Source organism: Nocardia sp. CA-290969, assembly GCF_050936135.1.
Lineage (GTDB): Bacteria > Actinomycetota > Actinomycetes > Mycobacteriales > Mycobacteriaceae > Nocardia.
This window is the reverse complement of the sequence record NZ_JBNJNJ010000001.1, coordinates 6,959,094-6,985,171: the sequence shown is the minus strand read 5'-3', so window position 1 is coordinate 6,985,171 and position 26,078 is coordinate 6,959,094. Positions and strand designations below refer to the sequence as shown.

The following is a 26,078-nucleotide window of genomic DNA, read 5'->3' as shown; positions in this document are numbered from 1 at the left end:
ACCAGCTCCACACTGTGGGCGCGACTTCGAACACGGTCATGGGCTGCTCCAGGGTGTGGAGCGGCGTCGGGCGGCACAGGGAGTGGATGAACGCGGCCAGGATGGCCATCAGGACTCCTCGGTGAGGTTGCGGGAGTGCTCCCGTCCAGAGGTGACCTCTGCGAGCCATGCGCGTTTCTCGCGTTGGCGGGCGGTCCCTCGTTCAGGTGCGGAACAACATCCGCAGGATCCGCTGCGGTGGACCATCATCCGAGACATGGGGCTCTCCCTGGACGAAACTAAGCCCACCTCGGAAGGGGGCCGGGGTGGGCTTAGGGTCTACGGCGGTCCGCCGTAGGGAGAGCCTATCGCTGAACGATGGCTTCGTGGGCCTGAACCCGAACACGAACGGATCGACCGTCGCGCGTGGTCTCGACGATGTCATTGGCGATACGCCCAAGGAGGTCCTGGCTGGTCGGTGCACTCACCGGGTACCAGGCCTGTGCGGCGTCGGCTTCGTCGTCGGGAACGATGCGGTAGTCGAACTGGTCGACGATCTTGTCGTCGGTGTCGAGTTCAGACAGCACGAGTTGCGAGTTCAGAGCGATGGGGTTGTTCGGCATGGTTACCTGCGCTTTCCGGATCGGTTGCCCGACAGGATGGTCAGGCACTCAAAATATCCCGGAAGATGCGTGGATGTTTCATGCCGGTGGAGACTGATCTCGATATGGACACAGTTGTCCTGGTCCACCTACATCCTGCCTGGCACGGTGCACAATGTCCAGCCGCCGCGCCGGGTTCGAGGGCGTGAGTGCCACTGGATCTTTTCGGTGATGCCAACGAAAAGCGGCCTGGCGTCCGGCGCATGTGAGGGCGGAGTGGCAACCTTCGTGATGTCACGAAGGTTGCCGAAAGTCCGGCCCGCGCGCAAGGCCGGATATAGGTGCAATCCTGGCTGTCGCGGGTTCGAGTCGGCCGCTCACGCACGCGAGTGCCGAGAACTCAGGATGCTGTTCATTCCAGGCGGCTCTCGATCACCCTGTGCCGCGACTGGACGGCCAGCACTTCCCGCGGGACATACCTGGCATGCTTGCCTTCCCCGTGACGGCGCAGGAGCGGCTTCGACCGGTCTCCGGGGTCGCGCCGCTCCTTGCGTGCCCAGGAACGGATCGTCGCCGCTTTCACGCCCCACAGCCGCTCGATCTCCGCCGGTGGCAGTGGGACGTCGAAGTACCGTTCCATCTCCGCCGGATCGACCGGGGTCGGCGCCGCCCAGTTCTGCCCGTTCTCTCGCGCCTTCTCGTCGAGGCGGGCGCAGCGCTCCGGATCCACGGCCAATAGAGCACCGCGGTAGGCCCGAGCGATATCGCGAGCCCAGTCCAGGGTCGAGCGTCGAATCCCGGTCATCCGTGGAAGTCCCGGTACACGGTGACCATCTTCGACGCCTCCCAATGGAACGTTTCGACGCAGTTCTGGGCGGCGATGCAGTAGTGATCGGTCGCGTCGTCGTCGAGTTGAGACCACGGCGGCAGATCACGATCGCCGACGCGGAGACGCTCGTACATGACCTTCGCGGCCTCAACCACGATGGGGTTCCAGTCGGTGGTGCGGAATCCGTTCTCTGTGCTGCTCATGTCCTGCCTTCTTGCTGGGGCGGTTTGGTCCGGAAATGTCGGCGGATGATCATGGCCTGGTAGGCGTCGAGCGGTGCCCAGCCCTTCTTGACCTCGGCGAGCCACGCTTCTTCCGCAGGCGTGAATTTCTCTGTGCTGATTGCCATGACTCCTTCCGGTCATCGCCGCGGGCACTCATGCCGCCACGAGTGGGTTGTTCAACCGTGCGAATTCGTCCTGGTGCCAGACGTTGCGGCACATCCGGCACGTGATCAGATTGGTTTGGAGGCTCACCGTGAGCGTGCACATCCCGCAGACGTGGCATGCCTCGGTCAGCCGGCTGTCTCTGACCTCATCGCGGCCGAGCAGCTTCACCGCGCGCCGGTGCAGCGCCGACAACCGCAGGACCGCATCGACACCGTCCAGGACGGTCCGGGTGACATCGTCACCGCCGTCCGGGTGGGGAACCCACACCGTCACCGTCTGGACGGGAAGGTCCACCAGGGTGCCGAGGCGGGAGCAGATTACCGTCAGGTCCGGTCCGTCCCCGGGAAGGCGCCGCGCCCAGCGTGCCGCCTCCTCGTCGATCTCGGTCATGAGGGCGTCAACGATGAGCGCGATCGGGACCGGTAGCTCCGCGGAGCGGGACACCTTCGGGCCACCGCCTATTCGGGTCGGCTCGGTGCGCGCCTGGGCGAGATCCGCGTAATCGTCGGCCAGTTGCCGGATATCGGCGAAGGCGTGCTCCTCACAAGAGCGGCAGAGGGCGCCAGAGCGTTCGACGCCGGCGCCGTACCAGTGGCCCTCCGCGGTGCGGGTGCGGTTCTTGCAGTGGCGTCCCTGGCGGCACTCGTGTTCGACGGTGCCCTCAGTGCGCAGCGGTTTCCCGTCCGTGGGGATGCTTTTCCCGGTGCTGGTGAGGGTTTCAGGGTGTCGCATGGGTCCTCCTCGGTTCTCGCAGGTGGCAAGGCGGTGGTTCACAGGCGGTCTCCGGGCTTCCCGTTGGTGATGGAGCCGCGGCCCACGAGCAACGTGTTCAGGACGATCTGCAGTACCTCGCCCACCCGCCGGGCCCACCGGTCGGTCCTGTCGTGGTACGCGGCATGAAGCTCTGGGTCTGCCACGTAGGCCGAACAGGCCGGGCAGACGCTCACGCCCGGAGGCGGCGTAGACGGCGCCAGGCGGCTCCTGGGCGGTCCGTCGGGGGCGCTCTGGGATGTCCTGACGATTCGGACCGGTTTTCGGCTCATGAGGGGACCCCGACCTTCACGCCCGCCTGCTCGAGGCGCATCCAGTACTTGTCGTCGGCGGTCCACGGCAGCCGCTGATAGTCGTGATGCAACTGGGAGGGCCAGACGCGGTCCTCGCGGCCGCCGCGCCACGCCACGATGTCCACCCGTGACGGGTGCTCCTCCTCCTCGGTGCCCTGCGCCGGCCGCAACCCGAGACCGAACTCCGGCCACCGCAGAAACAGCGACGACCCGATCGGCTTCAGCGCCCGCGCCTCCCGTGCGCTGCCGTGCGCCACATGAGCCTCGGTGACGAGAGCGAACCGGTAGCGGACCCGCAGTTCATCGAGGCGGTCGGTCAGTTCCTTCGCGGCCTGCTCGTCCCGGGTGTCGAGGGTGTGCATTCGGTACAGCGGGCCCGCGATCACCATGTCCGGGTTCGTCGCACGGATCGCTCGCTCGACCTTCGCGAACTCACGCGGGTCGTTGAGTGCCACACCCTCGGGGCGGAGGACGAACCGCAACTGCTTCGACCAGTCCGGGATCGGACGGCCCGCCTTGTGGCAGCATTTCTCGACCATCCCGCGCATCCGCCGATACCGGCGCGCGGTCTGCCGTTCGCTGTTCTCACAGTCCACCACCAGCACCCGGCCCGGTTCGCCACCAGCGCAGCCGAGGAACGGGTTCAGGCCCGCGGACACGCACAGCGCCATCTGCGCCAGCAGGTACGACTTCCCGGTGCCCTCGAATCCGGTCACGATCAGCCGGTCCGTGCGCTCCAGGACGCCGGGGACCAGCCAGTCGTAGCTCTCCGAGTACTCCAGGACATCGGCCAGGCTCGCCGGCAGGTCGGCGTCGGTGACCGTGCCGGCCGATTCGGCGCGGATGGTGTTGAGTTCCTCGATCGCTCGGTCCACACCGACCCGCAGCGATTCGGCGTCGTCACCGATCACGCTGTGCTCCGCGAATTGCCGGAGCCGGATTGCCGCCACGTCGACCGCGCGAGCCTTGGCGAGCATCAACAGCCGGTCGAGGTGGAACCCGATCATGGTTCCCGTGGTCCGTCCCATCATCGCCAGGAGGAGGCGGTCAATCTGCCCGCCCATCCCGACCCCCAGGCGAGCCGTCGCGCGGCGCTGGACCGAAACGTGGTCGATGGGCTCGCCGTCGGCGGCCATGGCGCGCAGCACGGCGTGTAGTTCCTGGTGCAGCGGCCGGGAGAACGCGTCCGGCGGCAGCGCCAGCACCGAGGGCAGCAGGTGCGGGTTGTCCAGCGCCGCGGCGAGAACCAGTTGTTCGGCGCCGTCGTCGGCGAACGGGCCGCCCGATGCGATGTCGTGCACGGTCATGCCCCCTTCCAGTACTTCGCCGCGATCCGCTGGACGCGGCGACCAATGATTTGGACGAGGTGCAGACGCACCTCCAGATACGTTTCACAGCCGGGGAAATCGGGGTAGGTGAACCATTCCTGCCCGCACTGGCGGCAGCGGCCGTCTTCCGGGGCGTGCATTTCGGCGACGGCCTGGCCGAGGGCCGCCCAGTCGGCCTCTTCCTGGGATTCGGGTGCGCGCGAGATGATCGCGGCCATGTCAGCGACGCTCACCAGCGCGCCTCCACGAGATTCCCGGACCGGGGGTCCCGCATCGGCGCCGCTGACGGCTCCCGACCGTGCGACTTATTCCGCTCGTACTCGGCGAGCGCCCTGCCACGAAGCACGTCGTACTGCTTGCGGAACTTGGGCATCGAGCGAATGTTGTCTTTCCAGAACGGGTCCTGCTGGGACCAATCGAGCACGTTCAGGGCCTTCTGGAGATCGACGCCACGGCACTCGGGGCCGTCCCGATCGAGCAGCAGGCGCGCCTCCCGCCTCCATGCTTCGGTGATCGTGGGCGGTTTGGATCCGTTGGCGATGACGCTTTCCCGGAGCCGGTTACAGAGGGCATCGACGTCATCACGCTGTGGTTCGCGCTTCGGCTTCTGCTTTCGCGTCGTCGGCGATTTCGCCGATGACGAAGAAGATGCTTCAAAGGAAGCTTCTAAGGAAGCTTTGTCGGACATTGTGTCCCCCCTTGAGGGGACACAATGTCCCCGGTCGAGGGGACTTTCTGTCCCCTCTGAGGGGACGTCATGTCCGCCCTGAGGGGTCACTGTGTCCGAGCGGACATTATGTCCGGCCTGAGGGGACACAGTGTCCTCTCCAAAATCGTCGTTCAGAAGGTCCTCGGAACCGGCGAACTCCGTGAGCACCAGATCCCAGACGACCGGTCGCCGGCCAACCGGCAGGTGCTGAACAAGCCGTTGGTTGCCGCGGCGGATGAGCCCGCGAGTCTCCAGGCCGATCAGGGCGCGGCGAACGGTGCGCTCCGTGAAGCAGCAGCGCTCCTCCAACGTGCCCTGCGAGACCCGGACACCTTGACCGTGCTCGTCGGCGATCTCAGCCATGACCAGCAGCACGCACTTCTCGCTGCCGCTCTCCGTTTTCGCGACCCTGGCCGCCCAGCGGCTGGCTTGCCAACTCACAGTCCGGATCTCCTTCTCCGCGACAACGCGGGCGCGGCAGAACCGCGCCCGCGTTAACATCACTACTGACCTCCGGCCGCGAGTTCGCGGCGAACTTCGTCCTCGGACATCCCCAGGCACTGGCCGATCTCGGTGTCCGTCAGCGAGCACCGGCGACCGATATCCAGGTAGAAGTCGAGGTGTGCCCGGCAGTCCCGCGGTCGCTGACCGAAGGCATTGAGGACTTCGAACGCGAACTTGCGCATTCGCAGCTCCTGCTCGGAGCGGTGCCGGAGCTGCACGCACGCCACCCACCCGAGCCCGACTGCATAGCGCCACGCAGGCGGGCGGCCGGGGCCCTGGATGGCGACCTGTATCGCCATGCCGAGCAGTTCGTCCCGGCTGTTCTCGTCGAGCCCGGAGCGAGGAATGACGCGGACGGCACCGTCGTCGGTGGCAACTACGGTTCCGGCTTCGAACCACTCACCGTGGACCCGGATTTCGCCGAGGGGCGTCTCGAACTCGACGCCGAGGACTGCGGCGGTTTCGTAGACGCTGGTCACTGACCCACCGCCTCGGCACGGAACCATTCGCTCGCGTTGTGTCCGAAAGCCATACCGAGGAGCAAGAGTTCGGAGACCGTAGCCGTGTCGCGGCCATCGATCAGCGCGGATACGCGCTCGCGGGCGATCCCGGTCATCCGCTCGACCTCGGGCGCCGTCCGGCCGGACTGGGCGAAGGCGTCGCGCAACCGACGATGCACGTTCGCCACCAGCCGAGCGGTATCGGCGGTCATGGTGTCGGCGACCTCGGCGCAGTCGAGGCACTGCACGAACATCGGCTTGTACTCCCAGCCCGGGAGGTGCTTGCCGCAATCACCGCAGCGCACATCGACAACGAGGGGGCTGCCATTTTGATCAGTCACTGATAAGCTCCGATCTGGAGTGAAACTCCGCCGGGGTAGTGGCCGGCTGGAGTGGTAGAGAGGGAAGGCCGCCGCCGATTCGTCGGGGCGGCCTTCGTCGTTGGAGGCGTTACTCCGCGGGGACCGAGCGCAGCGCAGGCTTCGGCGGCAAAAGGACGACCTGAACTGTCGACGGCGGGAGGATATGGACCTCCCAGGAACCGTTGTCCTCGCCCGGATCGGCCAGGCGCCTACCGGTCACCACACCTGCCGTGTTCTTCGCAGGGTCCGGGTGCCAGACGTGCTCGAACGTGTATCCCTGCTCGATATCGACGCGGGTCGACACGGGGCGGCCGTCGCTGTAGTTGTCCCAGTCCAGGACAATCGGACCGAGCAGCGAGTGCATCTCGTCGATGAACTCGCTCAAGGCATCAAGTTCCGGTTCGATGCTGACCGTCGGGTGTGGGTGGTCGGCGAGCGCGCATGATGCGCTATCGGCGACCCAGCCGACGGTTCCGTTGGTCCGCTTCGCCAGGTACTTCAAGCAGTCCAGGCTGTTGTACGGGGTCGTCATCGCGACCCCCACGCGGGCAGGCTGCTGAGGTACCGGTCGAGGCTCTCGCGCAGGAACAAGTTCTTCGTGCCGAACTTCCTCGCGACGATCTTCTCCTCGCGGAGCAACTGGTTCAGAGCCGTCTTCGACATGCCGCTGTACTGCATCGCGGCTGCCAGATCGAGAGCGACCGGGCGCCGGTCCACGACCAGCTCAGCCAGCGCCTTCTCCACAGCCTCGGTGACCGCCCGGTCGATGTCGATGGTGCTCATGCCGCACCGTCCACGGGCGTGGCCAGGGCCTCCCGAACACCGTTCAGCGCCTCAATAAGCTCGTCGAGCTGCGCCAAGGTGAGGGTGACGTCGGCGGACCAACCGTGTGCCAGGACCACAAGCGCTGCGATATCGGGACCGTTCTGGACGCTGGCACCTCCGACGAGGACGGTCTGGCTGCCGGCGTTGATCTCCTCGGGTTCGGCCCACCACGCCCAGGGGGTCGGCCGCTCGATCGTGGGGCTCATGCCTGCACCCCCGCGTAGTACCTGTCCCAGACCTCGTCCATCAGGGGACGGTCCGCCTCGGTGTAGGCGTTGGCGTCGACGATCCGGCCGTTCTCGGCCTCCAGCGGGTACTTCTTCGGATCGACCCCGTACTTCAGGACGTAGGCGGCCTTCACGCGCTTGCCGAATACGCCGCTGATGGATTTCACCTCTGACCGGCGAAGCCCCTTCTCGGCCAGGTAGGACTGGGCGTACAGCGGGCGTGAGGTGGGATCCAGCTCGGGCGCCTCGCCGAGGCTGCGGGCGAGGACGATCCGTGCCTTCGCTTCCAGATGCTTTGCGTCGATGATGCCCTCGGCGAGACGGATGATCTCCATCTGCGTCCGGGCCCGGTTGGTGAGGCGATCGAGCTGGTCGACGCTGGCGCTGGGGTTGATGGCTCCGCCCTCGTGGAAGAAGGCATCCAGCGCATCGGCAGCCTCGGCCTGGTAGGCGCGGAGGTCGGCCCGGTGCTCCTCGCGGACGCGGTTCTCGTCGAGGGTGGCCAACCACATCGTCACAGTGCGACGGTCGATCCCGACCATGTCGCGTACTTTCCCGTCCGCGCCAACCGTGGAGAAATTCTCCACGGTTGCCCAGGACTTCCCTTTGAGCTTCTGGAGCTGGCCGGAGTAATCGAGGCCGAGGGACTCGACCACGGGGCGCAGTGCGGCGAGCCGCTTGCCGTCGGTCTGGATTGGCAACGACGCGCCCGGGACGACTACCGGGACGAGTTCACCGACCGAACCGATGTTCGGACGCAGCTGGTTACTAGGCTGAGACACGCTCGGCCTCCTCTTTCGTGGGGGTTGGAGTGGTAGAGGCGGCGGCACCCGGGACTTCTTGGCCGGAGGAACGGGTGCTGCTGCCGCAATCGATTAGCAACGGGGGATCGCTGCCTGGCAGGTCGCCCCTTCGTGTAGCCGACTCCTGTTCGGCAATCCAACGATCCACCTCGGACCGGCGGTAGACGATCCGCTTACGGCCCAGGCGAAACGATGTGGGGCCGATGCCGAGGTGGCGCCAGTACCGCAAGGTTCCCTGGGGGATGCCGAACTCTCGTTCGACCTGGGGTGTGGTCAGAAGGTCCACGCTCAGTTTCTCCTTCGCAAACCGGAACAACGATTCGTAAGGTACCACCACAAAACGATGTTGACAACGTCTTGTCGGGGCAACAACGTCACGTTAGGCTAGCCCTCGTGACCAGCGAGACCAACGAACCCAACGATTCTGGCCAGCTGCCATGGGAGGCGGTCTTCATCGAGAACATGAAGTTGCTTCGTGAGAAGAACGCGATCTCGCAGACCGAGCTGGCACGGTTGCTTGCCGACCGCGGACTGCCGTTTCACCAGCAGACCGTTCAACGGACGGAGACTGGTGTCCGCCCAGTCCGTTTGAACGAGGCCGCTGTTATCGCGGAGGTGCTGGGTGCGAATCTTTCGGTCATGCTGCAGACGCACTCTGCAGACGAGCAGTGGCTCTTCGAATTGGGTCGACGATTGAGCTACTACGTCACGCGCACGGAGCCGATCCTAAAAGAAGGCATCGACCTGATTCATTCAATCGATCGGGCATTGGCGCCCTTTCCTCAGGAGGATGCCGAGCAATTCAGGGAGCTAATTCCCATCGAGGGACTCAGGGAAGTCTTGAAGAATGCGCTTCACGGGCTTGCCGTGCAGCAGCGAATAATGTCTGAGCAGAGTTTTTCATCGGGCGCAGCTCAGGCGTCACTGCTGCCCGAACTGGAGTCCGTTGTGTGTGATTTGCCCTCCGTTGCGGAGGCTGTGGGATTAGTCCGCGAGAGCCCCACTGGAGGTCCCATGCTCGTGATGTTTGTAGTCCCGAAGCAGGATGCTGGCTACAGCGTTGAGGCCGTGCGCGACGCGCTCATGAAGACGGCGAAGCAAATACACGTACCGCTTGCGCTCGTCACTCTCGAGGAGATACCTCGGTACCGTAATGGGAAGCTGAATGCAAAAATGTTGCGCGAGTTCAATCTGATGAAGGGGCCACGAACGGGCGATCGACGGTCTCTCATTTTTGACCCATGGATAAAAACTAGGAAATAGGATTGCGGAGAGCCCGGCACGACCCCGCTATGGTCCCGGTCTTATGATTCACCGCCGCAATTCCTTCGGGACGATCACCTCGGGCAGCAGCAGCCGCGAGAACTCCCCCATACCCGCTCTTGCCCGATCCAAATTGACCTTCCGGTAAATCCTGTTCGCCGTCACCGTCGACTGACCCAGAATCTTCATACGGTCGTCCTCCGGGATCTCCAGCAAGTTGTTCGCCGTATGCCGGCCACCATGCCCCGGGATGATCGGCACCTCCGCCGCAGCCTGCGCGTCCTCCCACAACTCCGCATCACTCGCGAACTGGATCGGCTTACCCTTGCTCGACGTCCACACCAAGCCGTACTCGTTCGGCTCCCGCGTCTCCAGATACACCTGCAGGATCGCGGCCAGCTCCGGCGGCATCGGGATCAGATACGACTTCCGAGACTTCGGGCGTACCAGCGCGGCCCCGAAATACAGCGGCCGGACCTCGTAATCCCTCGGCGCGTCGTACCGGTCCGGATCGTCGGAGTACTTCATGCCCTCCTTCAGCGGAAGCCACTGCAACTGCCACGACTTGTCGATCGTGAGGTTGTCGAAGTCGATCCGGTCCTCCTCCAGGCCGAGGAGTTCACCACGACGCATCGCTGTCAGGTACCGAGCGGCAATCAGCGAGACGTACGGGTTCCGCCGGCGCAGCGCAGTGGAGATGACGGCTCGAGCCTGTTCGGCGGTGTGGTGAGGGATCTCCTCCGACACGGCCTTCGGGCGCGGAACCAGCTCGGCGACATTCTCGCGGACCAGCGGCGGCCGCTCCTTGCGTGCGTCATCGAGGGCTTGCTTGATCCGGTCGTAGGCGACCTGGATGGTGCGGGACTTCCATTTCGGAACGGTCTGTTTCTCGCCGTCGACAACGATTTCCTTGGTCGCCGTGGTGCAGTACTCGAGCAGGTACCGGATATGCGCCGGTTTGAGGTGCGGCAGTCGCACGTTCCCGATGGACGGGATGATCTGCTGGCGGGCGGTCGCTCGATACGACTTGTACACGTTCGGCGCGAGATGGGGCTTCTTGTGCTCGACCCATTGCAGGATCCAGGTTTCGACCGTGACGCCCCTCTTGATCTGCTCAACCCCTTGGGCGATCTCGAGCTTCAGCTGCTCCAGCCTCTCCAGTGCGACCGCCTTGTCCGCGGCGGACACCTGGGACCGGTACCGCTTCGGGTCCAGTTCGTCCGGGACATCCACTCGCCCGATCCACATCCCGTCCTTGCGTTGGAACAGCGCGCCCGCCCCCTTGGTGCGCCGTCGACGCTTCCCGGGGGTGCGGTACTTTTCTCGTTCGGCCATCGCGATCACCCTGCGGTCGTGGAGGGCAGAGGTGTGCAGGTTGTTTGCCACCCGAAACTGGCACGAACGTGCTAATCCCTCCGTAGCTGTACCCTATTACTGTACCCTATGACCGGGTACCGTACGGTATCGCGCAACTCGATAATTTGGTATCTACCAGGCGATTCGAGAGATCGACGCAGGTGAAAAACGTTGTCATATCTGCTTCCCAAGCAGATGGCGCGGGTTCGATTCCCGTCACCGGCTCCACCACAACCTGCGAGCGTCGAGAGCATGTCGTCGAGCGCTGCGGAGCTTGTCCGGTCCTCCAGCGAGGTCAGTTACGACGAATCAGGAATGACCGGTGGCCCCGCCCTCGAGGATATGCGCGTAGGGGTCTTGGTCGGCGCCGACGCGCTCGGGCATCGGATAGTAGGTCTTGATCAACAGGTCGCCCTTCGCATCCCAGGCAAACGTCTCGATGCTGTGCACCGTCACGACGTCATCGCCACTGCCGAACCGGTTCTCGCACACCCACGCCATTTCGTCGCCGTTGACCTGGACAGTCAGCATCGTGATTCGCAGCAGTTGCTGGAAGAGGTCCCACGCATGCGTGGTCGCGGCCTCGAATCCGGTCTTTTCCTCGGTACCGACCGGGTCGAACATTCGCACACCGGCCGGGATGATCGTGCGCCACGACGCAACCCATTCACCTTTGCGGCCCGCATTCCAGAGTTCGGCGTGCTTGGAAGCGTGCGCCAAACGAGCGTTACGGCTAGGAACATTCGTCACTCTCGGGTCCTTTCGGGCGACGGCAGACTGGAGCGCCGAGCATAATTATGTCCAGACACGAGAGTAGACACATGTCCATATAGGGTCAACGGCGCACACCTAACCCTGCAGAGCCGGCCTCACTTCCGACGTCCCCCGTCTGTCGACACAGCGCCCGCCGACACGCGTCGATGGTGGCGGAGACGGTTGCCCTGCGGAGTGAAGACAAATGCGTCGGGCCACTTTGCCGACCCGTATCGGATAGCGAGCAGTACCGGCTCTGGGCGCGCAGGCGGCCAGGACGGCTGGGACCCGGGTTCTGTGCCGTTCCAGAGGTGGAAGAAGACCATGGGATCGGTCGCGTCGGCGGTGGCGTAGGCGAGCGTTTTCCCGTAGTGGCGGTTGGAGCCGCCGATCAGAACACTGGGTTCGCCGAACGCCGCGACGACTTCACTCCAGCTGTGGTCCTCGGCGGCGAACGAGTGGACACGTTTGCGCAATTCGGTCATCTCGCTGTGAGCCAGGGTCCGGTCGAGTCGAAGCCAGGTCCTGGCCTGGGCCGCTTCGGCATACATCGAGGCCACGGCATTGGTAACGACGTTTTCCGGAAGCAGACCGCAGAGTGCGCCTTTCAGTCCGGTCGACGTGGACGCATTGCGCTCGCTCCATGACTGCCGAAGGTCCATGTAGCCGGAGTCGTCGCCCTCGAGGTGATAAAGGTGGTCGAAGGTTGTCCACAGCGCAGGCTCACCACCGAACATTTCCGCTCTGCGCAGAATGTCGTTCACCCGGTCGATCAGATAGTCGTGCATCTGGTGGCCGGTGCGTACGACAGACATCAGATCTCCTCGTGGAAGGCGTCGGCTCACCTTCCACAATCGAGCACAAGTCGCCCGGCGACCGGTCGACCGGTTGCGGCCCGGGCTCACCCGGTTGCCGAACCGATGGTGTACCACCGGCAGCGCTGAACTGTAGTCATCGTAGTCGGGCGGGTTGACGCATCGGCGGAGTCCCGCGAACACCGCCGAATCTGTACACTTGTAGCGTCACGCGAGTGACGCCGAGCGGGTGGAGCGCCGTTGCCGCGACGCCCCACCCTGATGGGTCAGCTAGCCCGCCAGACTCGGCGGACCACCAGGAGCGCCCCGGCGATCACGGCAGCTGTGGCAAGCACGATGCCGTGATCGACCGGGGCCTTGCTCTTGTTCCGGCGATGTTTCGCCATTCCCCACCACCTCCTCCCTGGGCGCGATGTCTGGACCCACGTCCACCGCCCCTCGGCAGGAGGTACGGCAACCTTACGGCATACCACCGACCGAACCACCACGGCCGCAACAACTTCCACGTATCCCCCTTGCGGTATTCCTGGTCGGAGTACCACCACCGAACTCTCCGACGTGCCACAAGAAGGTCCGGCGCGGGGCCGAGAGCCTCAGATCGCCGGGGAACAGCGAGTTCCTTCCGGGCCCGATCCATGTCGCGAAATGCTGTGAGTCCGTACGCTCGATGGTATGGCTGCGGATCTTGGGGACCGCGTCGCCAGCGTGCGCAAACGCCGCGGGCTGTCGCAAAGCGAACTGTCGGAGCTGAGCGGGATATCGCTCTCGCTCATCAAAAAGATCGAACAGGGCCAGCGCGATAGCGTTCGGCTCGAGACCCTGCGCGCTCTCGCCGTCGCATTAGGGGTCAAGACCTCCACGCTGCAGGACGGTCGCGGCGATGCCGAGTGGGCATCGCCCGAGACCCTGGATCTGTGGGGGCCCGTGCGCCGAGCACTGGCCGGTCACAACGATGACCTCGACGAAGCGCCCACGGCCGATGGAGTGAAGGCGGGCTACGCGAGCCTTCTGCCGGCGTTGGGTGAACATCGGTATACCGAGGTTGCGGCAGGTCTACCGGCCCTGCTACGTGACGCCGCCGCTCTCGATGACAGCGAAGGGCGCGCACTCCGGTCGCGAATCCTCGGCATGACCGGCTGGCTACTGGTGCAGAACAGGCAATTCGACTCCGCCGCGGATGCGCTGGGACGCGCGATCGACGAGGCGCCCGACCGCGGTACCGCTGTCGCACCGGTCAACGCCCTGGTGTGGAGCCACTTGCGGCAAGGCCGGCTCGCGGCCGCCGCCGAGCTCGCGCAGCGGTGGGCTGACGACATCGAGCCCCGATTCTCGCGGGCGACGCCGATTCAGCTCGCACTCTGGGGCCGACTGTGGTTGTACGTCGCGAATGTCGGAGTCCGGGACAACAACCCCGGCGTAACCGAGGATGCACTCAGCCTCGCGAAGGCGGCCGCCGACCGAATCGGTCGCGAGATGTCTTACGACCCCGCGCCTCACAGACCGTACGGCCCGGTGACAGTTGCCCAGATCGCCGGGGAATGCGCAGTGATCACCGGCCGTCCGGATCGCGTGCTCGCCATTGCCGAATCGATCCCGGCCGCAGCGGTCCCGTCCCGCACAGCAGCACCTCGACTTCGGCATCGGCTGGACGTGGCGTACGCGCACACACAATTGCGCCAATACAGCGAGGCCATCGCGGTCATGCAGGATCTCTACGCGACCGCGCCCGAGTGGCTACCCCAGCAACGCTACGCACGCGACATTCTCGCTGAGGTAGTCCGCGGGCGACGCACACTGACTCAGGAGATGCGCGGGCTTGCTGATGCGATACGCCTCGAGTACTGACCGAACCAAACCATCGCTTGTGCCCTTTTCGCTCATTCCGTCCCGAAACAGACACAGACACAGCCACATTCGTGGTGCGACCGTGTGACCACCCCGGCGCCGGGTGTGCCGCAAGCCGAAATTGCGCGGCACACCCCGGCCTGACGGATGGCCGCGTGGTGGTATCCCCGGCGCCGGGTGTCCATGCGCTGACACCTTGTTCGGGGAGAGGGACACCTATGCGTGAGCGAACCATATCGGTCCGGCCGCAGTCGAATGAAGCAATGGCCAGGGAAGTACGGCTACTGAACACCCATCCCAGTGCGGATATGGCACTTCTTCAGCGCATTGCTGCGGGTATCCGCGCACTCGGGCCGTCCGTAGCGCCCTGCTCACCGTCCCACGACGACGAGGATGTGTTCCGCCGAGAAGTCGACCTCGCTGTCGAGCGGTTGCGTTCCGCCGATATCGACGTAGTGCGAGATGCCGAGTAGGCGGGCGGTGGTGCTGCGCCGGGAGGACGGTGGCGGCGCAGAACTCGAGCGGCTGATCCGGCTGCACAACCTTCGGGTCGTATTCACCGCGATCACCGATACGGCCGTACCGCGACTGGCCGTGATGATCGCGGCGGGGCACGCGCTCGAACATGGCGCCGAAGTGGTTGTCGTACCCCACCTCACCGCAAAGGACGTATGGGCAGGGCGGGAATGGCATGCGCTGGCCGAGATCGCCGAGGTGATAGGCGCCGGTGGTGTAGTGCTCGACGGAGGTCGCGATTTCACCCGGCCGTAGAAACACAGGCTTCGTCCTCGAGTGCCGGCCGACGGGCGCACCGCGTCGATCGAAATTACGCTTCGACCGACCGGTTGAGGTGGAGGAATCAAGAACGCCTCCGGACCATTCATCTATTTCGCGACGATGTACAGCAAAGCCGCCGAGTGGCCGGGTATGCCACGGAGCGTGCGGGACTGCGCGGGTTGGTGTTCTTCGACGTGAACGAGGACCGGTTGCTCGGCTGACTGCGGGACGACTCGGCGCGACCCCCGGAACTTCGTGTTGCGGTGCCACGAGGCGGCGGGCCGGGGTTACGGTGGCGCGATGCTGACCGGTCTGCATGCGATCGTGTTCACGCCCGAAGCGGAGAAGGTTCGCGCCTTCCTTCGGGATGTGCTCGAACTGGATTGGGTGGATGCCGGCGGCGGCTGGCCCATTTTCGCGATGCCGCCTGCCGAATTGGCGGTGCATCCGGCGGAGAGTACGAGTCACGGGCTGTACCTGATGTGCGAGGACATCGAGCAGACCTTGACCGGCCTGCGGGCGAAAGGTGTCACGGTATCGACCGAGATCGCCGACCAGGGATGGGGGTTGCTGGCTGCGATCGAAATGCCCGATGGGAGTGAACTTCCCATCTATCAACCGCGGCATCCGTCGCCGCCGCGGTGAACTTCCCGGCCCCTACTCGTGTGGGGGTTCGCCGGTGATGACGTGGTCGGCGTGATTGATGCCTTCGGCGACCAGGCGGGCGAGATGGCCGCCGCGGAGGCGGTAGATGACGCGGCGGCCTTCCTTGCGGGTGTCGACCAGGCCGGAGAAGCGGAGCTTCGCCAGGTGCTGGCTGACGGCGGTGCGGGAGGCGCCGCAGGCGTCGATGAGGGCGGTGACATCGGCTTCGCCGTGGGTGAGCAGCCAGAGGATGTGCAGGCGGGTGGGGTCGGCGAGCATCTGGAAGATGCCGGTGGCGGCTTCCAGTCGGGCCGGGTCCGGGGAGACCGGGTGCGTGAGGCTGGCCGCGGTGGGCGCGGGGTCGTTGGCGCGCTCGGCCATCAGGGTCACCACTTTCATCGGACCGCGATCGGCGTGGCGGGCCGGGGCGCCGGCCACAGGTATGCGGCGGTGATGGTTGCGAGTGTAGCCAGGACGGCCAGCACCGCAGCGGCGATCGGGTGACCTGCCCGCGCGCCCACCCATCCGGCGATCGGGTAGGTGAGCAGAAAACACGCGTGTGACAGCGAGAACTGCGCGGTGAACACGGCCGTGCGTTCCTGTTCGGACGAGTGATCGCGCAGCAGCCGCGCGGCCGGTGTGCTGATCAGCGCAGCTCCGGCACCCAGGACGACCCAAGTCGGCCCGAGAACCGTCCAGCCGAGGACCGGGCCGGGTGCGGCGGCGAGTAGCAGACCGGAGACGACCAGTCCGGCAGGGACCGCGACGGCTCCGGTGAGCATCACCGTGCGTTCGGGCAGGCCCGTGAGCAAACGCGGCAGCAGCAATGCCACCAGCATCGAGCCGGCGCCGAAACAACCCAGCGCGACGGCGACACCGATATCGGTGCCGTGCAACAGGTCGCGGACGTAGACCACCGTGTTGACCAGAACCAGCCCGGTACCGGCGGCGACCACCAGGTTCAGCGCGAGCAGCCCGCGCAGTACCGGCCTGGACATCATCGCGCGGGCGCCCGCGAAGATCCGGGCTGTGAGCGGTTGTGTCCGGTCCGGCGCCGCAACAGCCGGTAGCGGGGTGGATACGACCAGCAGCGCCGAGGCGGTGAAACCGAGGACGGTACCCACGAACAGGTTCTGGTAATCGAGCACGGTGAGCAGCGCGGCCGCCAGCAGTGGTGACAGCACCGCTTCCAGGTCGTAGGCCAGCCGCGACAGCGACAGTCCGCGGGTGTAGTCGTCGCTGTCGGGCAGCACCGAGGGGATCAGTGATTGGAACGCCGGGGTGAACGTCGCCGAAGCCGCCTGCAGGGCGAAGATCAGCAGATAGATCTGCCAGACCTGATCCACGAAAGGCAGGAGCAGGGCGACGGCGGCGCGGGCGATATCGGCGGCGACCAGCACCGCCCGCCGCGGCAGCCGATCTGTCAGCGCGGCGATCACCGGCGCCACCGCGACATAGGCGACCATTTTGATCGCCAACGCCGTGGCCAGCACCGCGCCCGCGTCCGCTCCGGCCAGGTCGTAGGCGAGCAGACCCAGCGCGACCGTCAACAGACCTGTTCCCACGAGCGCCACTACCTGCGCGGTGAACAACCGCCGGAATACGGGTCGGCCCAAGATCTCCAGCATCGCCACGCCACCTTTCGCCGGAATCGACATTCCGACTAATACCCTATACGTGCGCAAGTGCGCACGTATAGGGGTAACTTCGGGCGGGGCGCTCCCTACGAGAAGCTGCCGACCGCGCTCAGACGGCGCGGAGCAAGCGGAACCGGGAACCGTGGAATACCAGGGGTTCACGGCCCGGGTGGATCGCCAGGCGGTGGATGCGCAGGATGACCACCGTGTGGTCGCCAGCGGGGACGTGCGCCTCCGGTGTGCCTTCGATCCAAACCGAGGCGCCTTGGATGAATACCGCTTCGCCGGTGCCGTCGTGCACTTCGAGGCCGCGGAAACGGTCGCCATCGCGGGAGGCGAGGGAACGGGCGGCGTCCTGCTGGTCGGTGCCGAGCAGGCTGAGGCCGAGATGTCCGGCGTGGACCAGGCGTGTCCAGGTGGACGAGGTGTTCTGGATGCAGAACGACACCAGCGGCGGATCCAGGGAGACCGGGACGAAGGTGCTCACCGCGAGGCCGTCGGGCTTCCCGTCGATCCGGGCGCAGACCGCCACCACCCCGCTGGGAAAATTGGCGAATGCCCGGCGCAGACCGGTGCCGTCGGCGGGGGTTTCGAAGAGTTCGTTCATGATGCAACCCTCATTTCACGGAAGGAACCGTCGACAACGCCTGCACCACCGGCCGCCAGCGGTCGGCGTAGGCGGTGAGCACGCCGTCCTCGCCGAATGTCCGGTCGGACAAGTACAGCCCCGGTAGGGCGGTGGTGGCACCCAACTCGACCAGGACCGGTTTGAGCAGCAGGTCCGGAGCGAGCGCGTGGGCGGGGCCCGCGCCCAGCATGAGCGGAACCGCCACGACACCCGCCAGGCCGGTACCACCGTCGAACTGCTCCAGGAACAGTTTCAGCAAGCCGGTGTAGGTGGCCTTGAAGGTGGGGCTGGCAAAGATCACCAGTTCCGAACCGGCGACGGTGCGGGCGGCGGCGGCTACCGCCGGATCACCCCAGCCGAGCAGGCCGGGCCCGAGATCGACCAGGTCGATCACGGCCGGTTCTGTCTCGGGGCGCAGGGCCGCGGCGAGCGCGACACCCGCGGACAAGGTGCGCGAGGCCGGTTTCGGGTTACCGACCACCACGGTGACGGTCACGTCGGCGCCTCCTGCCCTCCGGCGGCTGCCGGGATCGTTGGGTGCTGTGTATCCAGTTCAGCATCCCGGGCAGTGCAGGGGCCAGGGTTGGGATCGAGGCGATCGGAACGAGTCCGCAGAGCCGTCGGCACCTGATCCCTGCGACGACCCTGCCGAACAGCAGCGCATACCGCGGAGCTCACCGATAGCCGATAGCCGATAGCCGGGTGCCGGGTGCCGGGTGCCGGGTGCCGGGTGCCGGGTGCCGGGTGCCGGGTGCCGGGTGCCGGGTGCCGGGTGCCGGGAAGATCGTCGCACCGGTGGCGGCCGGACCGCGGCAGCGGATTCGGTGTCCGAGATCGTCGCCGGCCGAGCTACCGCGCCGCCGGCGACGCATACGATCCCGGCGCCCCCAACTCCCGGTGGCGGGTGCTGATCGTCCAGGAAACGGGCGCCGACGCCCCGGCGGCAACCGCAGTTGCTTATCCGGCCTTACCGAGACATTCGCTGACGATCTTGTTGGTCGCGGCGCGGGCCTTGTCGGCATCCTCCTGGCTCATGCCCAGGGTCTCCGGATCGGCCATCCGAGTGTCGAATTCATCGCTGACCATAGTCTGCAGGCCGTCTTGGGAGATACCTTCCGCGATGTAGAGCTTGGCGGCGCAGTCGGCGAAGGCGGGATCCTGGAGACCTTTCTCCTGCAGGGATTTCGACAGGTCCGCCTCGGAAATCGCGGGCGCGGATTCGGTATCGCTACCGCAGGCCGCCAGCAGCGGCAGAATGACTAGGGTCGCGGCAAAAAGGGTCTTCCGCACCGGGTTCCTCTCTCAGATGTATCACCTGGGCGCCGCGGGACCGCGGGGATGTCCACGATCGCCGGTACGGCGCCCACGCATGTGTGTAGTCGCAGTCACACTCGTGCCGCAACTCGGGCAACGATATTTCGAGATGGCTCACACCTGGTATCGGCGCAGGTCCGACAGGAGTATCCGGACCTGTCGCCCCGTGTGTCCGCCAGCCGCGACACGAACAGCCTCGCCGGAAGCGACATTCACCATGCCGCGTCTCTTATGGATGCCTCGCCCGGCCGGTCATAACACCCGTCAGGCCCTCTTGCGCCGGTCGCAGTGGCGCTCACCGGCGCCGAGTTCGTCCGGGGCGACAGCGACGTGCGGGGTGTCGATCAGATACCGGCCCGGGGAGGATCGCCGGACTCACCATCCGGATGATCGGCGGCGCCGCGGACGTGACCCCGTCCGAACAGGGGCGCACTCGGTCCGAATCCAACTGACGTTCCCCGCCTGCTGTTAGTGTGATCCCGCCATTCATGTCTCGATCGGAGCGCTGACGATGACGGTCCTCAATCACCACCGGGAAGGTCGCGGTGAACCCCTCGTCCTGGTTCACGGGGTCGGTAGCAGGTGGCAGGTCTGGGAACCGGTCATCGGGACACTCGCCGAACACTTCGACGTGATCGCGGTGGACCTGCCCGGTTTCGGCGATTCCGCACCCCTGCCCCGCACCACGGTGGACACGCTGACCGACGCCCTCGCCGATTTCCTGGCCGGCCAGGGGCTCGACCGGCCCCACCTCGCCGGGAACTCCATGGGCGGCGGTATCTCCCTGAACCTCGGTGCCCGCGGCCTGGCTCGCTCGGTGACGGCCTTCTCCCCGATCTTCTTCTGGGACAAGCCCGGCCGGATCTGGTGTCAGCAATCGCTGGGGCAGTCCAAGAAACTCGGCCGCCTCCTGGGCCCGGCCATGCCTAAGGTGCTCGCCACCCCGGCGGGCCGGGCCATGTTCCTGAGCCTGGTCTTCGGTAAACCCTGGGCCGTCGACGCACAGACCGCCCTGGACACCGCCAGCGGCGCCGTGAACTCGCTGGGTTTCTCCCCCGCCCTGGATTCGTTCACCGACGCGAAACTCGCCGACCCGGCCGCGCTGGCAGATCTCCCGGTGACGATCGCCTGGGGTAACCGCGACATCCTGCTCACCTACAAGACCCAGAGCCGGCGCGCCCGCGAGGTTCTGCCACACGCCCGCCACGTCACGCTCGAAGGCAGCGGGCATACGCCGTTCTACGACGACCCCGCCGCCTGCGCCCGCGTCATACTCGAGCGATCAGCCGGATAGCCGCACGCTGAGCCGTGATGTTGCGAGCGGCTTCCTCAGCGCCCCTGCCACACCGGGTCGCGCTTCTCCGCGAACGCGAGTGCGCCTTCGGCCGCATCCTTGGAAACCAGTGCGGGAAGGGCGATCTCGCCCTGCTTCGCGAACCCCTCGGCCGTACTCCAATCGGGGGTCTCGTCGATGATCCGCTTACTGGCCGCCACCGCCAGCGGCGCCGCGGCCGCGATCTCGCCCGCCAGTTCCAGCGCGACCTCCAGCGCCTCACCCGGTTCGGTCACCCGGTTGACCAGACCCAGCTGATGCAGCCGCTCCGCACTGATCCGGCCCCCGGTCAGCGCCAGTTCGGCCGCGATACTGCGCGGCAGGCGCTGGGTGAGCCGCATGACCCCACCGGCCGCCGCCACGAGACCGCGCTTCACTTCCGGGATCCCGAATTTCGCGTCCCGCGCGGCGACGATCAGGTCACCGGCGAGGGCCAGTTCGAAACCGCCGGCCAGCGCGAAACCCTCGACCGCCGAAACCATCGGCTTGACCGGCGGTTTCGCCGCGATGCCGAGCGGGCCGCGCCGTTCGGTCACCGGCACCTCGCCGCGGGTCATACCGATGAGATCCATTCCGGCGCTGAACGTTCCGTCCGCACCGGTGAGAACCAGCACGCGGGCGGAATCGTCGGCTTCGAACTCGTCGAGCGCGGCTTCGATCGCCTTTGCTGTGGCCAGGTCGATGGCGTTACGCGCCGCGGGCCGATTGATGGTGAGCACGGTGATCGCATCACACCGGTCCAGGAGCACGGTGTCGGTCATCAGGCTGTCCTCTCGCTACGCAGGATGAATCGGTCGGCGGCAGTGATCTCGATGGCGGCACCGAGCCGGTCACCGGCGGTGCAGGCGGCAATGGTTTCACTGTCGGTCGCCCGGACAAGTATGCGGGCACCGGCCGGATTCAAGGCGCTCACCACCACGGATTCGGCTTCGTCGCCCGCGCTGCCCTTGCGGTGCGGCACGGTGTAGGCCTCGATCACCGCCGGCCCCGTGTATCCGGGGGCGGTATCGCGGCGCGCCTCCGGCACTTCGGCTTCCACCGGACGGAACAGTTCGGCGGGCGGTTTCGCCGAGTACACGCCCACCCCGTGCTTGGTGATGTACCAGCCGAGGGCGGTGGTGAGCCCGTAGTCGCCGGGGTTGCGCCGCAGGATCTCGGCCATGGTGGCGATGCCGTGGGTGCTGTAGTTGTTGCCCGGTCCCCCGCCGAAGGTCAGGCCACCGGTGACGGTGAGCGGACGCGCCGGGTCGTCGATCGGCAGGCCCAGCGCCGCCGCGCCCACCTGGACGGCCACCGGGAAGCACGAGTACAGGTCGATATGGGCGATATCGTCGATTCCGATACCCGCACCGCCGAGCGCCGCCCGCCCGGCCGCGGCGATCGCCGGGGACGCGGCCAGATCGGTGCGTTCGGAGACGTACCAGGTCTCGGTGGCGGTGGCGCCGCCGTGCGGGAAAACCCACTGCTCCCGAGGCACTCCGGCCGCGTCCGCCGCCGCGGCGCTGCACAGGATGAGGCCCGCACCTTGGTCGACGGTCAGATTCGCCATCAGCAGCTTCGGGTACGGGGTGGAGACCATCCGGTTGTCGGGGCCGGTGGTGACGAGGTCGGCCACGCTCCGGGCCGCAGGTAGCCACGCATAGGGGTTACGGGCGGCCACCTCGGAGAACCGGGACCAGAGCCCGCCGATACGGGCCAGGTGGGTGGCCTCGTCCAACCCGAGCCGGTTGCGCATGGCCGATTCCATCAGCGCGTACATGTAGATCGGGCCCCATAGGCCGGCGCCGGTCTCCATATCGGTGTTCGGCGCGGCATCGGCGCCGACGATCTCGTCAGGCGCGGCGTTCTCGTCCTGCACCGGCCAGCCCGGATCCGTACCGGCACGTTTGGCGGCGGTCCACGAGGCCACCGATTCCGCCCCGCAGATCAGCGCGATATCGGCCTTGCCCTCGGCGATCTGTCGGCCCAGCAGGTTGAGCAGACGCTGCGGCGCGTCACCACCGTAGGGCGCCGACTGCCAGGTGCGTTTGGGGCTCGCGCCGAGCTCGGCCGCCACCAGGGCGGCCATATCGGGGTAGGTGCGGGTCACCGTGGCCACCGAGGCGACCACATCGGCCGAACGCAGCAGCGCGTCGCCGGTACCGCTGTCGGCACCCGCTCGGCGCAACGACTCGGCCGCCAGTTCGACAGGTCCCGGCAGACCTGGTTCACCGGACCGGTGCACGATCTGACCGACTCCGACGAGCACCGGTGTGCGCGGGTCCATTCCGGCTGGCAGCATACGTCCTCCGCTTCCTCGCTGAAGTAACCCGCTGAAATGCGCGGTTAACTTCTCGATTAGACCATGGAGCGGTCTACGGCGCCCACGGACAGCTATCCGGCCGGTGTCGTTCCTGGTGACAAATCAGCAACAACTCCGGTCGCAGCCATGACACCATCACGGAACCGCTGCTCATTACCTCTGAACAGCCCATATCCACTGCTAACATGACCGCGATCTGCCAGCCAGTCGAATCGAGCCGTGTATCAGATCCCGAGATTCCCCCGTATTTCCGCGGCGATTTTCGACGCAACCCGGAGGTCCGACGGACTTGAAAAGAACCGGATCCATACTGATGTCTTTGCTGGCGGGCGCATCGGCCGCAATACTCGCGGCCACCGCACCGGCCACGGCGAATCCCAACGCCATCAACCCCATTCCCGTGCTGAACGGCACCACCGGGCTCCCGCAATTGCACGGAGCCACCCGGGCGGTTTTCCAGGTAACCGGTATGGCCAGCCCGAACGGCACCCACAACTACAACATGCTCGGTACCGATCTGGGCATCATGTGGGACAACGGGCACGGCGAAATGCTCACCGCCTTCGGCGATACCGCCGGTGTCGGATTCCCCAACCTGCTGTCCGGCAGTATGTGGGCGTGGCGCAGCAATGTGCTGGTCCGCAGCCATACCCGCGACCCCCGGCACGGCATCTACTTCGACAGTGTGGTTCGCGATGTCTTCGGCCAGGCCCGTGATCTGATCCCCAGCCCGAAAATCCCCTTCCTGGAGATCAGCCGGATCCCGACCGCCGGTATCTCGGTGAACGGCGTCCAATACATGAGCCTGATGTCGGTGAAAACCTGGGACACCCCGGGAGAATGGACAACCAATTACTCCGGTCTGGCCGCCTCCGCCGACAACGGCGAAACCTGGGCCGACCTCACTTTCACCCGCCGGCCCAACGAGGGCGGTAATCGTAATTTCCAGATGAATGCCTTCGCCAAGGACGGCGGCTTCGTCTATGTCTACGGTACGGCCTCCGGCCGCGATAACCCCGCGTACGTATCCCGGGTCCGCGAAGCCGATATCCAGAATCTGGGTGCCTACGAATACTGGGACGGTGGCGCCTGGAAACACGGTGACGTGAATGCCGCCCAGCCGATCATGCACGGGGTCGGGGAATTGTCGGTGATGTGGAACGACTATCTGGGCCAATATGTTTCACTCACGACCGACCCGTTCAATTCGGTGGTCATGCGCACGGCTCCCGCCCCGCAAGGCCCGTGGAGCCCGCCCCGGGTACTGATCGACGCCCGGGAACTCCCGACGGCCTACGCCCCGTCGATCTTCCCGTACCAGACCGGCGACGAACTGTACTTCCTCACCACGGTCCACAACCAGTACAACGTCGTCTTGATGCGCACACGTTTGTAGGTCCGGCGGCGGCGCGGACTTCGCCGAACTCGGCGCCGCCGCCCGGCACACCCCCCATACACTTGCGGTATGGACGCGGCGGAGTGGGATGCACGGTACGTGCAGAGCGAACTGGTCTGGGGCGCACCGCCGAACAACACGGTGGTGGAGTTCGTGCACGGACTGGACCGGCGGGTACCGCGCCTGCCGGGCCCGGACGGCGAGATACCCGAATTCCCCCGCGCGCTGGATCTGGCCTGCGGTGAGGGCCGGAACGCACTGTGGCTGGCCACGCACGGCTGGCAGGTGCACGCGGTGGATTTCTCTCAGGTCGGGATCGATAAGGGGCGAACCGTCGCAACCCGGCTCACCCGGTCGATCCGGGAACGGATCACCTGGCAGTGCGCCGATCTGACCGAGCCGGGGGTGGATATCGGGGGTCCGTACGAACTGGTTCTGATGGTGTTCCTGCATCTACCGGCGGCGCAGCGCCGCGAGATGGTCCGGCAGTCGGCGAACCTGCTCACCCCCGGCGGGATGCTGCTGGTCCTGGGCCACGACAGCGCGAATCCCGAACGGGGGCACGGCGGCCCGCAGGATCCGGCGATCCTGTTCACGCCCGGCGACGTGGTTGCCGACCTGGGCGACGACAGTGGTGTGCAGATCGATACCGCTCAGCAGGTGCTGCGGCCGACCGAGAACGGTGACGCGATCGACGCCCTCGTCGTCGCCACCAAGCCTGTCGAGTAACACGGACTCCCACGGCCGCGGCACCACTCGGCCCACGGCGCCCCTATATTCATTCGCAGCCACACGCCGGCCCGCGGAAGCGATGCGGGGCCGGAGTACCCGGGACAGGCCCCTTTCGCTGCGCGTGCACTCATCGATGCACCCGAAGATCGCACCCATTCGGCCGCGCCGATGACGACGGGCGGGCAAACCGCAATCCTCAGCCGCCCCAGCGCCGGAACCAGGGAGCGAGGGTTTCGGCGATCGTGTCGAACCCTTTGGTGAACGAGTGCGCCTGGCCGGGAATCACCCGGACCTCCGCCGCGTCGGCCGGGGCGGGAATTCCGAAGGGGTCGCTGCCGCCGTTGATCACCACTACGTCGATGGGCGCGGCCGCCAGTAATTCCTCGCGGCGGGACTTCTCGGGTTTCCCGGGCGGATGCAGCGGGAACGACACCGCCACGATCCCGCGGGCGCCGAGCTCGCCGGCCGTCCGGCAGGCCACCCGCGCCCCGTTGCTGCGCCCACCCTGCACCAGCGGCAGATCGGGGCCGAGCTCGGAGCGCAGCGCGGTAACCAGCTCTATCCAGGATTTGTCCTGCGGTTCCGGTTTACCCGGAGCGCGGCGCCCGGCAACTCGATAGGGCTGCAGCACCCGGGCCACCACCCCACCCGCGGCCAGCGCGGTATCGCGGACGGTCAGGATGTCCCGGCTGTCCACGCCGCCACCGGCGCCGTGGGTGAAGACCAGCAGGAACGCCGGGTCGTCCGGGTGGTCGATCTCGGCCTCGGCGGGGCCGGCGCTCGTCTCGATCCGCACACCTCACCCTAACGAGTCCTGGATCGGGTCCGCCGCAATCCGGCCCGCGGGCGTCGCATTACGCCGTTCACGGCACGGGGCGATACACAACCTGCTGATGAGAGGGGGTTCGGGTGGCCCGTGAAGGAGGCTGGAATCACCGCCCGTAACCGGGCACCCCGCGCCGGAGACGCGACCGTGATCAGCTCTGTTGCTCCCGTGAAAACGCCATTTCCGCAGGTCACCGGGTTGCGATCTGTTCCGCGCGTCACATTGCCGCACAAGCCTTTGCCGACCGCCTTACCCGTCGGTAATATATTGGGTAAGTTACCCGCGAGTAGCCTGCCGCGTGCCGGTAGCTACCCGGTGGCAACAACGGGCGGGAA

The 26,078-nt window shown here is 66.3% G+C and carries 35 protein-coding genes and 1 tRNA gene; 9 read left to right on the top strand and 27 right to left on the bottom strand.

The window, feature by feature from the left end:
- Nucleotides 1-344: 344 nt before the first annotated feature.
- From ACQEVO_RS31920 to ACQEVO_RS31845, 16 genes are all read right to left on the bottom strand, one after another.
- On the bottom strand, nucleotides 345-602 hold the full coding sequence (locus ACQEVO_RS31920; RefSeq protein WP_432920149.1) for a GreA/GreB family elongation factor: 258 nt from the start codon (nucleotides 600-602) through the stop codon (nucleotides 345-347).
- A 391-nt stretch (nucleotides 603-993) separates the two neighbouring features.
- Nucleotides 994-1,386 (bottom strand): hypothetical protein, encoded by a 393-nt coding sequence (locus tag ACQEVO_RS31915; RefSeq protein WP_432920147.1) that lies wholly within the window; start codon nucleotides 1,384-1,386, stop codon nucleotides 994-996.
- A complete protein-coding gene (locus tag ACQEVO_RS31910) occupies nucleotides 1,383-1,613 on the bottom strand; it encodes a hypothetical protein (protein WP_432920145.1) in 231 nt (76 codons plus the stop codon). The genes ACQEVO_RS31915 and ACQEVO_RS31910 overlap by 4 nt, the downstream gene beginning before the upstream one ends.
- Nucleotides 1,610-1,759 carry a hypothetical protein gene (locus ACQEVO_RS31905; protein WP_432920143.1) on the bottom strand — a complete coding sequence of 50 codons (150 nt, stop codon included), beginning with the start codon at nucleotides 1,757-1,759 and terminating at the stop codon, nucleotides 1,610-1,612. Before ACQEVO_RS31905 ends, ACQEVO_RS31910 begins: the two co-directional genes overlap by 4 nt.
- Nucleotides 1,760-1,787: 28 nt before the next feature.
- On the bottom strand, nucleotides 1,788-2,531 hold the full coding sequence (locus ACQEVO_RS31900; protein ID WP_432920141.1) for a hypothetical protein: 744 nt from the start codon (nucleotides 2,529-2,531) through the stop codon (nucleotides 1,788-1,790).
- Nucleotides 2,532-2,569: 38 nt separating this feature from the next.
- On the bottom strand, nucleotides 2,570-2,716 hold the full coding sequence (locus tag ACQEVO_RS31895) for a hypothetical protein (RefSeq protein WP_432920139.1): 147 nt from the start codon (nucleotides 2,714-2,716) through the stop codon (nucleotides 2,570-2,572).
- A 122-nt stretch (nucleotides 2,717-2,838) separates the two neighbouring features.
- Entirely contained in the window at nucleotides 2,839-4,170 is a 1,332-nt protein-coding gene (locus ACQEVO_RS31890; protein ID WP_432920137.1) for an AAA family ATPase, read from the bottom strand.
- Nucleotides 4,167-4,424 (bottom strand): hypothetical protein, encoded by a 258-nt coding sequence (locus ACQEVO_RS31885; protein ID WP_432920135.1) that lies wholly within the window; start codon nucleotides 4,422-4,424, stop codon nucleotides 4,167-4,169. The genes ACQEVO_RS31890 and ACQEVO_RS31885 overlap by 4 nt, the downstream gene beginning before the upstream one ends.
- The gene (locus tag ACQEVO_RS31880) at nucleotides 4,421-5,341 is read right to left on the bottom strand and encodes a helix-turn-helix domain-containing protein (protein ID WP_432920133.1); all 921 of its coding nucleotides are present in this window, start codon (nucleotides 5,339-5,341) and stop codon (nucleotides 4,421-4,423) included. Before ACQEVO_RS31880 ends, ACQEVO_RS31885 begins: the two co-directional genes overlap by 4 nt.
- A 62-nt stretch (nucleotides 5,342-5,403) precedes the next feature.
- Complete coding sequence (locus ACQEVO_RS31875) at nucleotides 5,404-5,883, bottom strand: hypothetical protein (protein ID WP_432920131.1); 480 nt, start codon at nucleotides 5,881-5,883, stop codon at nucleotides 5,404-5,406.
- Nucleotides 5,880-6,245 (bottom strand): hypothetical protein, encoded by a 366-nt coding sequence (locus ACQEVO_RS31870; RefSeq protein WP_432920129.1) that lies wholly within the window; start codon nucleotides 6,243-6,245, stop codon nucleotides 5,880-5,882. Before ACQEVO_RS31870 ends, ACQEVO_RS31875 begins: the two co-directional genes overlap by 4 nt.
- Nucleotides 6,246-6,354: 109 nt before the next feature.
- Complete coding sequence (locus ACQEVO_RS31865; protein WP_432920127.1) at nucleotides 6,355-6,798, bottom strand: hypothetical protein; 444 nt, start codon at nucleotides 6,796-6,798, stop codon at nucleotides 6,355-6,357.
- Entirely contained in the window at nucleotides 6,795-7,049 is a 255-nt protein-coding gene (locus ACQEVO_RS31860) for a hypothetical protein (RefSeq protein WP_432920125.1), read from the bottom strand. Before ACQEVO_RS31860 ends, ACQEVO_RS31865 begins: the two co-directional genes overlap by 4 nt.
- Nucleotides 7,046-7,297, bottom strand: a complete 252-nt coding sequence (locus ACQEVO_RS31855) for a hypothetical protein (protein WP_432920123.1) — start codon at nucleotides 7,295-7,297, stop codon at nucleotides 7,046-7,048. Before ACQEVO_RS31855 ends, ACQEVO_RS31860 begins: the two co-directional genes overlap by 4 nt.
- Complete coding sequence (locus tag ACQEVO_RS31850; protein ID WP_432920121.1) at nucleotides 7,294-8,100, bottom strand: phage antirepressor N-terminal domain-containing protein; 807 nt, start codon at nucleotides 8,098-8,100, stop codon at nucleotides 7,294-7,296. The genes ACQEVO_RS31855 and ACQEVO_RS31850 overlap by 4 nt, the downstream gene beginning before the upstream one ends.
- Nucleotides 8,087-8,407 carry a helix-turn-helix transcriptional regulator gene (locus tag ACQEVO_RS31845; RefSeq protein WP_432920119.1) on the bottom strand — a complete coding sequence of 107 codons (321 nt, stop codon included), beginning with the start codon at nucleotides 8,405-8,407 and terminating at the stop codon, nucleotides 8,087-8,089. The genes ACQEVO_RS31850 and ACQEVO_RS31845 overlap by 14 nt, the downstream gene beginning before the upstream one ends.
- A 107-nt stretch (nucleotides 8,408-8,514) precedes the next feature.
- Between ACQEVO_RS31845 and ACQEVO_RS31840 the strand changes: the two genes are divergently transcribed.
- Nucleotides 8,515-9,384 carry an AMP-binding enzyme gene (locus ACQEVO_RS31840; RefSeq protein WP_432920117.1) on the top strand — a complete coding sequence of 290 codons (870 nt, stop codon included), beginning with the start codon at nucleotides 8,515-8,517 and terminating at the stop codon, nucleotides 9,382-9,384.
- Nucleotides 9,385-9,432: 48 nt separating this feature from the next.
- On the opposite strand, the gene ACQEVO_RS31835 is transcribed toward ACQEVO_RS31840, so the two are convergent.
- The gene (locus ACQEVO_RS31835) at nucleotides 9,433-10,719 is read right to left on the bottom strand and encodes a tyrosine-type recombinase/integrase (protein ID WP_432920115.1); all 1,287 of its coding nucleotides are present in this window, start codon (nucleotides 10,717-10,719) and stop codon (nucleotides 9,433-9,435) included.
- A 178-nt stretch (nucleotides 10,720-10,897) separates the two neighbouring features.
- On the opposite strand from ACQEVO_RS31835, the gene ACQEVO_RS31830 reads away from it, so the two are divergent.
- Nucleotides 10,898-10,968: transfer RNA gene (locus ACQEVO_RS31830), tRNA-Gly, on the top strand.
- 81 nt (nucleotides 10,969-11,049) lie between these two features.
- Here the strand turns inward: ACQEVO_RS31830 and ACQEVO_RS31825 are convergent.
- Together ACQEVO_RS31825 and ACQEVO_RS31820 are read right to left on the bottom strand one after the other, a co-directional pair.
- Nucleotides 11,050-11,490, bottom strand: a complete 441-nt coding sequence (locus ACQEVO_RS31825) for a hypothetical protein (protein ID WP_432920113.1) — start codon at nucleotides 11,488-11,490, stop codon at nucleotides 11,050-11,052.
- 119 nt (nucleotides 11,491-11,609) lie between these two features.
- Entirely contained in the window at nucleotides 11,610-12,281 is a 672-nt protein-coding gene (locus tag ACQEVO_RS31820; RefSeq protein WP_432920112.1) for a hypothetical protein, read from the bottom strand.
- 699 nt (nucleotides 12,282-12,980) lie between these two features.
- Here ACQEVO_RS31820 and ACQEVO_RS31815 point away from each other — a divergent pair.
- The 4 genes from ACQEVO_RS31815 (at nucleotide 12,981) to ACQEVO_RS31800 (ending at nucleotide 15,575) form a co-directional block, all read left to right on the top strand.
- Nucleotides 12,981-14,153: a helix-turn-helix domain-containing protein gene (locus ACQEVO_RS31815; RefSeq protein ID WP_432920111.1), complete on the top strand. Its 1,173-nt coding sequence runs from the start codon at nucleotides 12,981-12,983 to the stop codon at nucleotides 14,151-14,153.
- Nucleotides 14,154-14,416: 263 nt separating this feature from the next.
- A complete protein-coding gene (locus ACQEVO_RS31810; RefSeq protein ID WP_432920110.1) occupies nucleotides 14,417-14,626 on the top strand; it encodes a hypothetical protein in 210 nt (69 codons plus the stop codon).
- A complete protein-coding gene (locus ACQEVO_RS31805) occupies nucleotides 14,616-14,924 on the top strand; it encodes a hypothetical protein (RefSeq protein WP_432920109.1) in 309 nt (102 codons plus the stop codon). The genes ACQEVO_RS31810 and ACQEVO_RS31805 overlap by 11 nt, the downstream gene beginning before the upstream one ends.
- A gap of 306 nt (nucleotides 14,925-15,230) precedes the next feature.
- Nucleotides 15,231-15,575, top strand: coding sequence for a VOC family protein (locus ACQEVO_RS31800; protein WP_432920108.1), 345 nt, complete (start codon nucleotides 15,231-15,233; stop codon nucleotides 15,573-15,575).
- 12 nt (nucleotides 15,576-15,587) lie between these two features.
- Here ACQEVO_RS31800 and ACQEVO_RS31795 read toward each other — a convergent pair whose 3' ends face one another.
- The 5 genes from ACQEVO_RS31795 to ACQEVO_RS31775 form a co-directional block, all read right to left on the bottom strand.
- Entirely contained in the window at nucleotides 15,588-15,974 is a 387-nt protein-coding gene (locus ACQEVO_RS31795; protein ID WP_432920107.1) for an ArsR/SmtB family transcription factor, read from the bottom strand.
- Nucleotides 15,971-17,203, bottom strand: a complete 1,233-nt coding sequence (locus ACQEVO_RS31790; RefSeq protein WP_432920106.1) for an MFS transporter — start codon at nucleotides 17,201-17,203, stop codon at nucleotides 15,971-15,973. Before ACQEVO_RS31790 ends, ACQEVO_RS31795 begins: the two co-directional genes overlap by 4 nt.
- 118 nt (nucleotides 17,204-17,321) lie before the next feature.
- Nucleotides 17,322-17,819 carry a flavin reductase family protein gene (locus ACQEVO_RS31785; RefSeq protein WP_432920105.1) on the bottom strand — a complete coding sequence of 166 codons (498 nt, stop codon included), beginning with the start codon at nucleotides 17,817-17,819 and terminating at the stop codon, nucleotides 17,322-17,324.
- 10 nt (nucleotides 17,820-17,829) lie between these two features.
- Nucleotides 17,830-18,336, bottom strand: coding sequence for an NADPH-dependent FMN reductase (locus ACQEVO_RS31780; RefSeq protein ID WP_432920104.1), 507 nt, complete (start codon nucleotides 18,334-18,336; stop codon nucleotides 17,830-17,832).
- Nucleotides 18,337-18,797: 461 nt separating this feature from the next.
- Nucleotides 18,798-19,130: a hypothetical protein gene (locus ACQEVO_RS31775; protein ID WP_432920103.1), complete on the bottom strand. Its 333-nt coding sequence runs from the start codon at nucleotides 19,128-19,130 to the stop codon at nucleotides 18,798-18,800.
- A gap of 535 nt (nucleotides 19,131-19,665) precedes the next feature.
- On the opposite strand from ACQEVO_RS31775, the gene ACQEVO_RS31770 reads away from it, so the two are divergent.
- Nucleotides 19,666-20,448, top strand: coding sequence for an alpha/beta fold hydrolase (locus ACQEVO_RS31770; RefSeq protein ID WP_432920102.1), 783 nt, complete (start codon nucleotides 19,666-19,668; stop codon nucleotides 20,446-20,448).
- 35 nt (nucleotides 20,449-20,483) lie between these two features.
- Here ACQEVO_RS31770 and ACQEVO_RS31765 read toward each other — a convergent pair whose 3' ends face one another.
- On the bottom strand, nucleotides 20,484-21,248 hold the full coding sequence (locus ACQEVO_RS31765) for a crotonase/enoyl-CoA hydratase family protein (protein WP_432920101.1): 765 nt from the start codon (nucleotides 21,246-21,248) through the stop codon (nucleotides 20,484-20,486).
- Nucleotides 21,248-22,768: an acetyl-CoA acetyltransferase gene (locus ACQEVO_RS31760; protein WP_432920100.1), complete on the bottom strand. Its 1,521-nt coding sequence runs from the start codon at nucleotides 22,766-22,768 to the stop codon at nucleotides 21,248-21,250. Before ACQEVO_RS31760 ends, ACQEVO_RS31765 begins: the two co-directional genes overlap by 1 nt.
- Nucleotides 22,769-23,102: 334 nt before the next feature.
- Here ACQEVO_RS31760 and ACQEVO_RS31755 point away from each other — a divergent pair, with 334 nt between their 5' ends.
- Nucleotides 23,103-24,185, top strand: a complete 1,083-nt coding sequence (locus ACQEVO_RS31755) for a DUF4185 domain-containing protein (protein WP_432920099.1) — start codon at nucleotides 23,103-23,105, stop codon at nucleotides 24,183-24,185.
- 69 nt (nucleotides 24,186-24,254) lie between these two features.
- Nucleotides 24,255-24,914 (top strand): class I SAM-dependent methyltransferase, encoded by a 660-nt coding sequence (locus ACQEVO_RS31750; protein ID WP_432920098.1) that lies wholly within the window; start codon nucleotides 24,255-24,257, stop codon nucleotides 24,912-24,914.
- A gap of 199 nt (nucleotides 24,915-25,113) precedes the next feature.
- On the opposite strand, the gene ACQEVO_RS31745 is transcribed toward ACQEVO_RS31750, so the two are convergent.
- The gene (locus tag ACQEVO_RS31745) at nucleotides 25,114-25,713 is read right to left on the bottom strand and encodes an alpha/beta hydrolase family protein (RefSeq protein ID WP_432920097.1); all 600 of its coding nucleotides are present in this window, start codon (nucleotides 25,711-25,713) and stop codon (nucleotides 25,114-25,116) included.
- Between the last annotated feature and the right edge of the window lie 365 nt (nucleotides 25,714-26,078).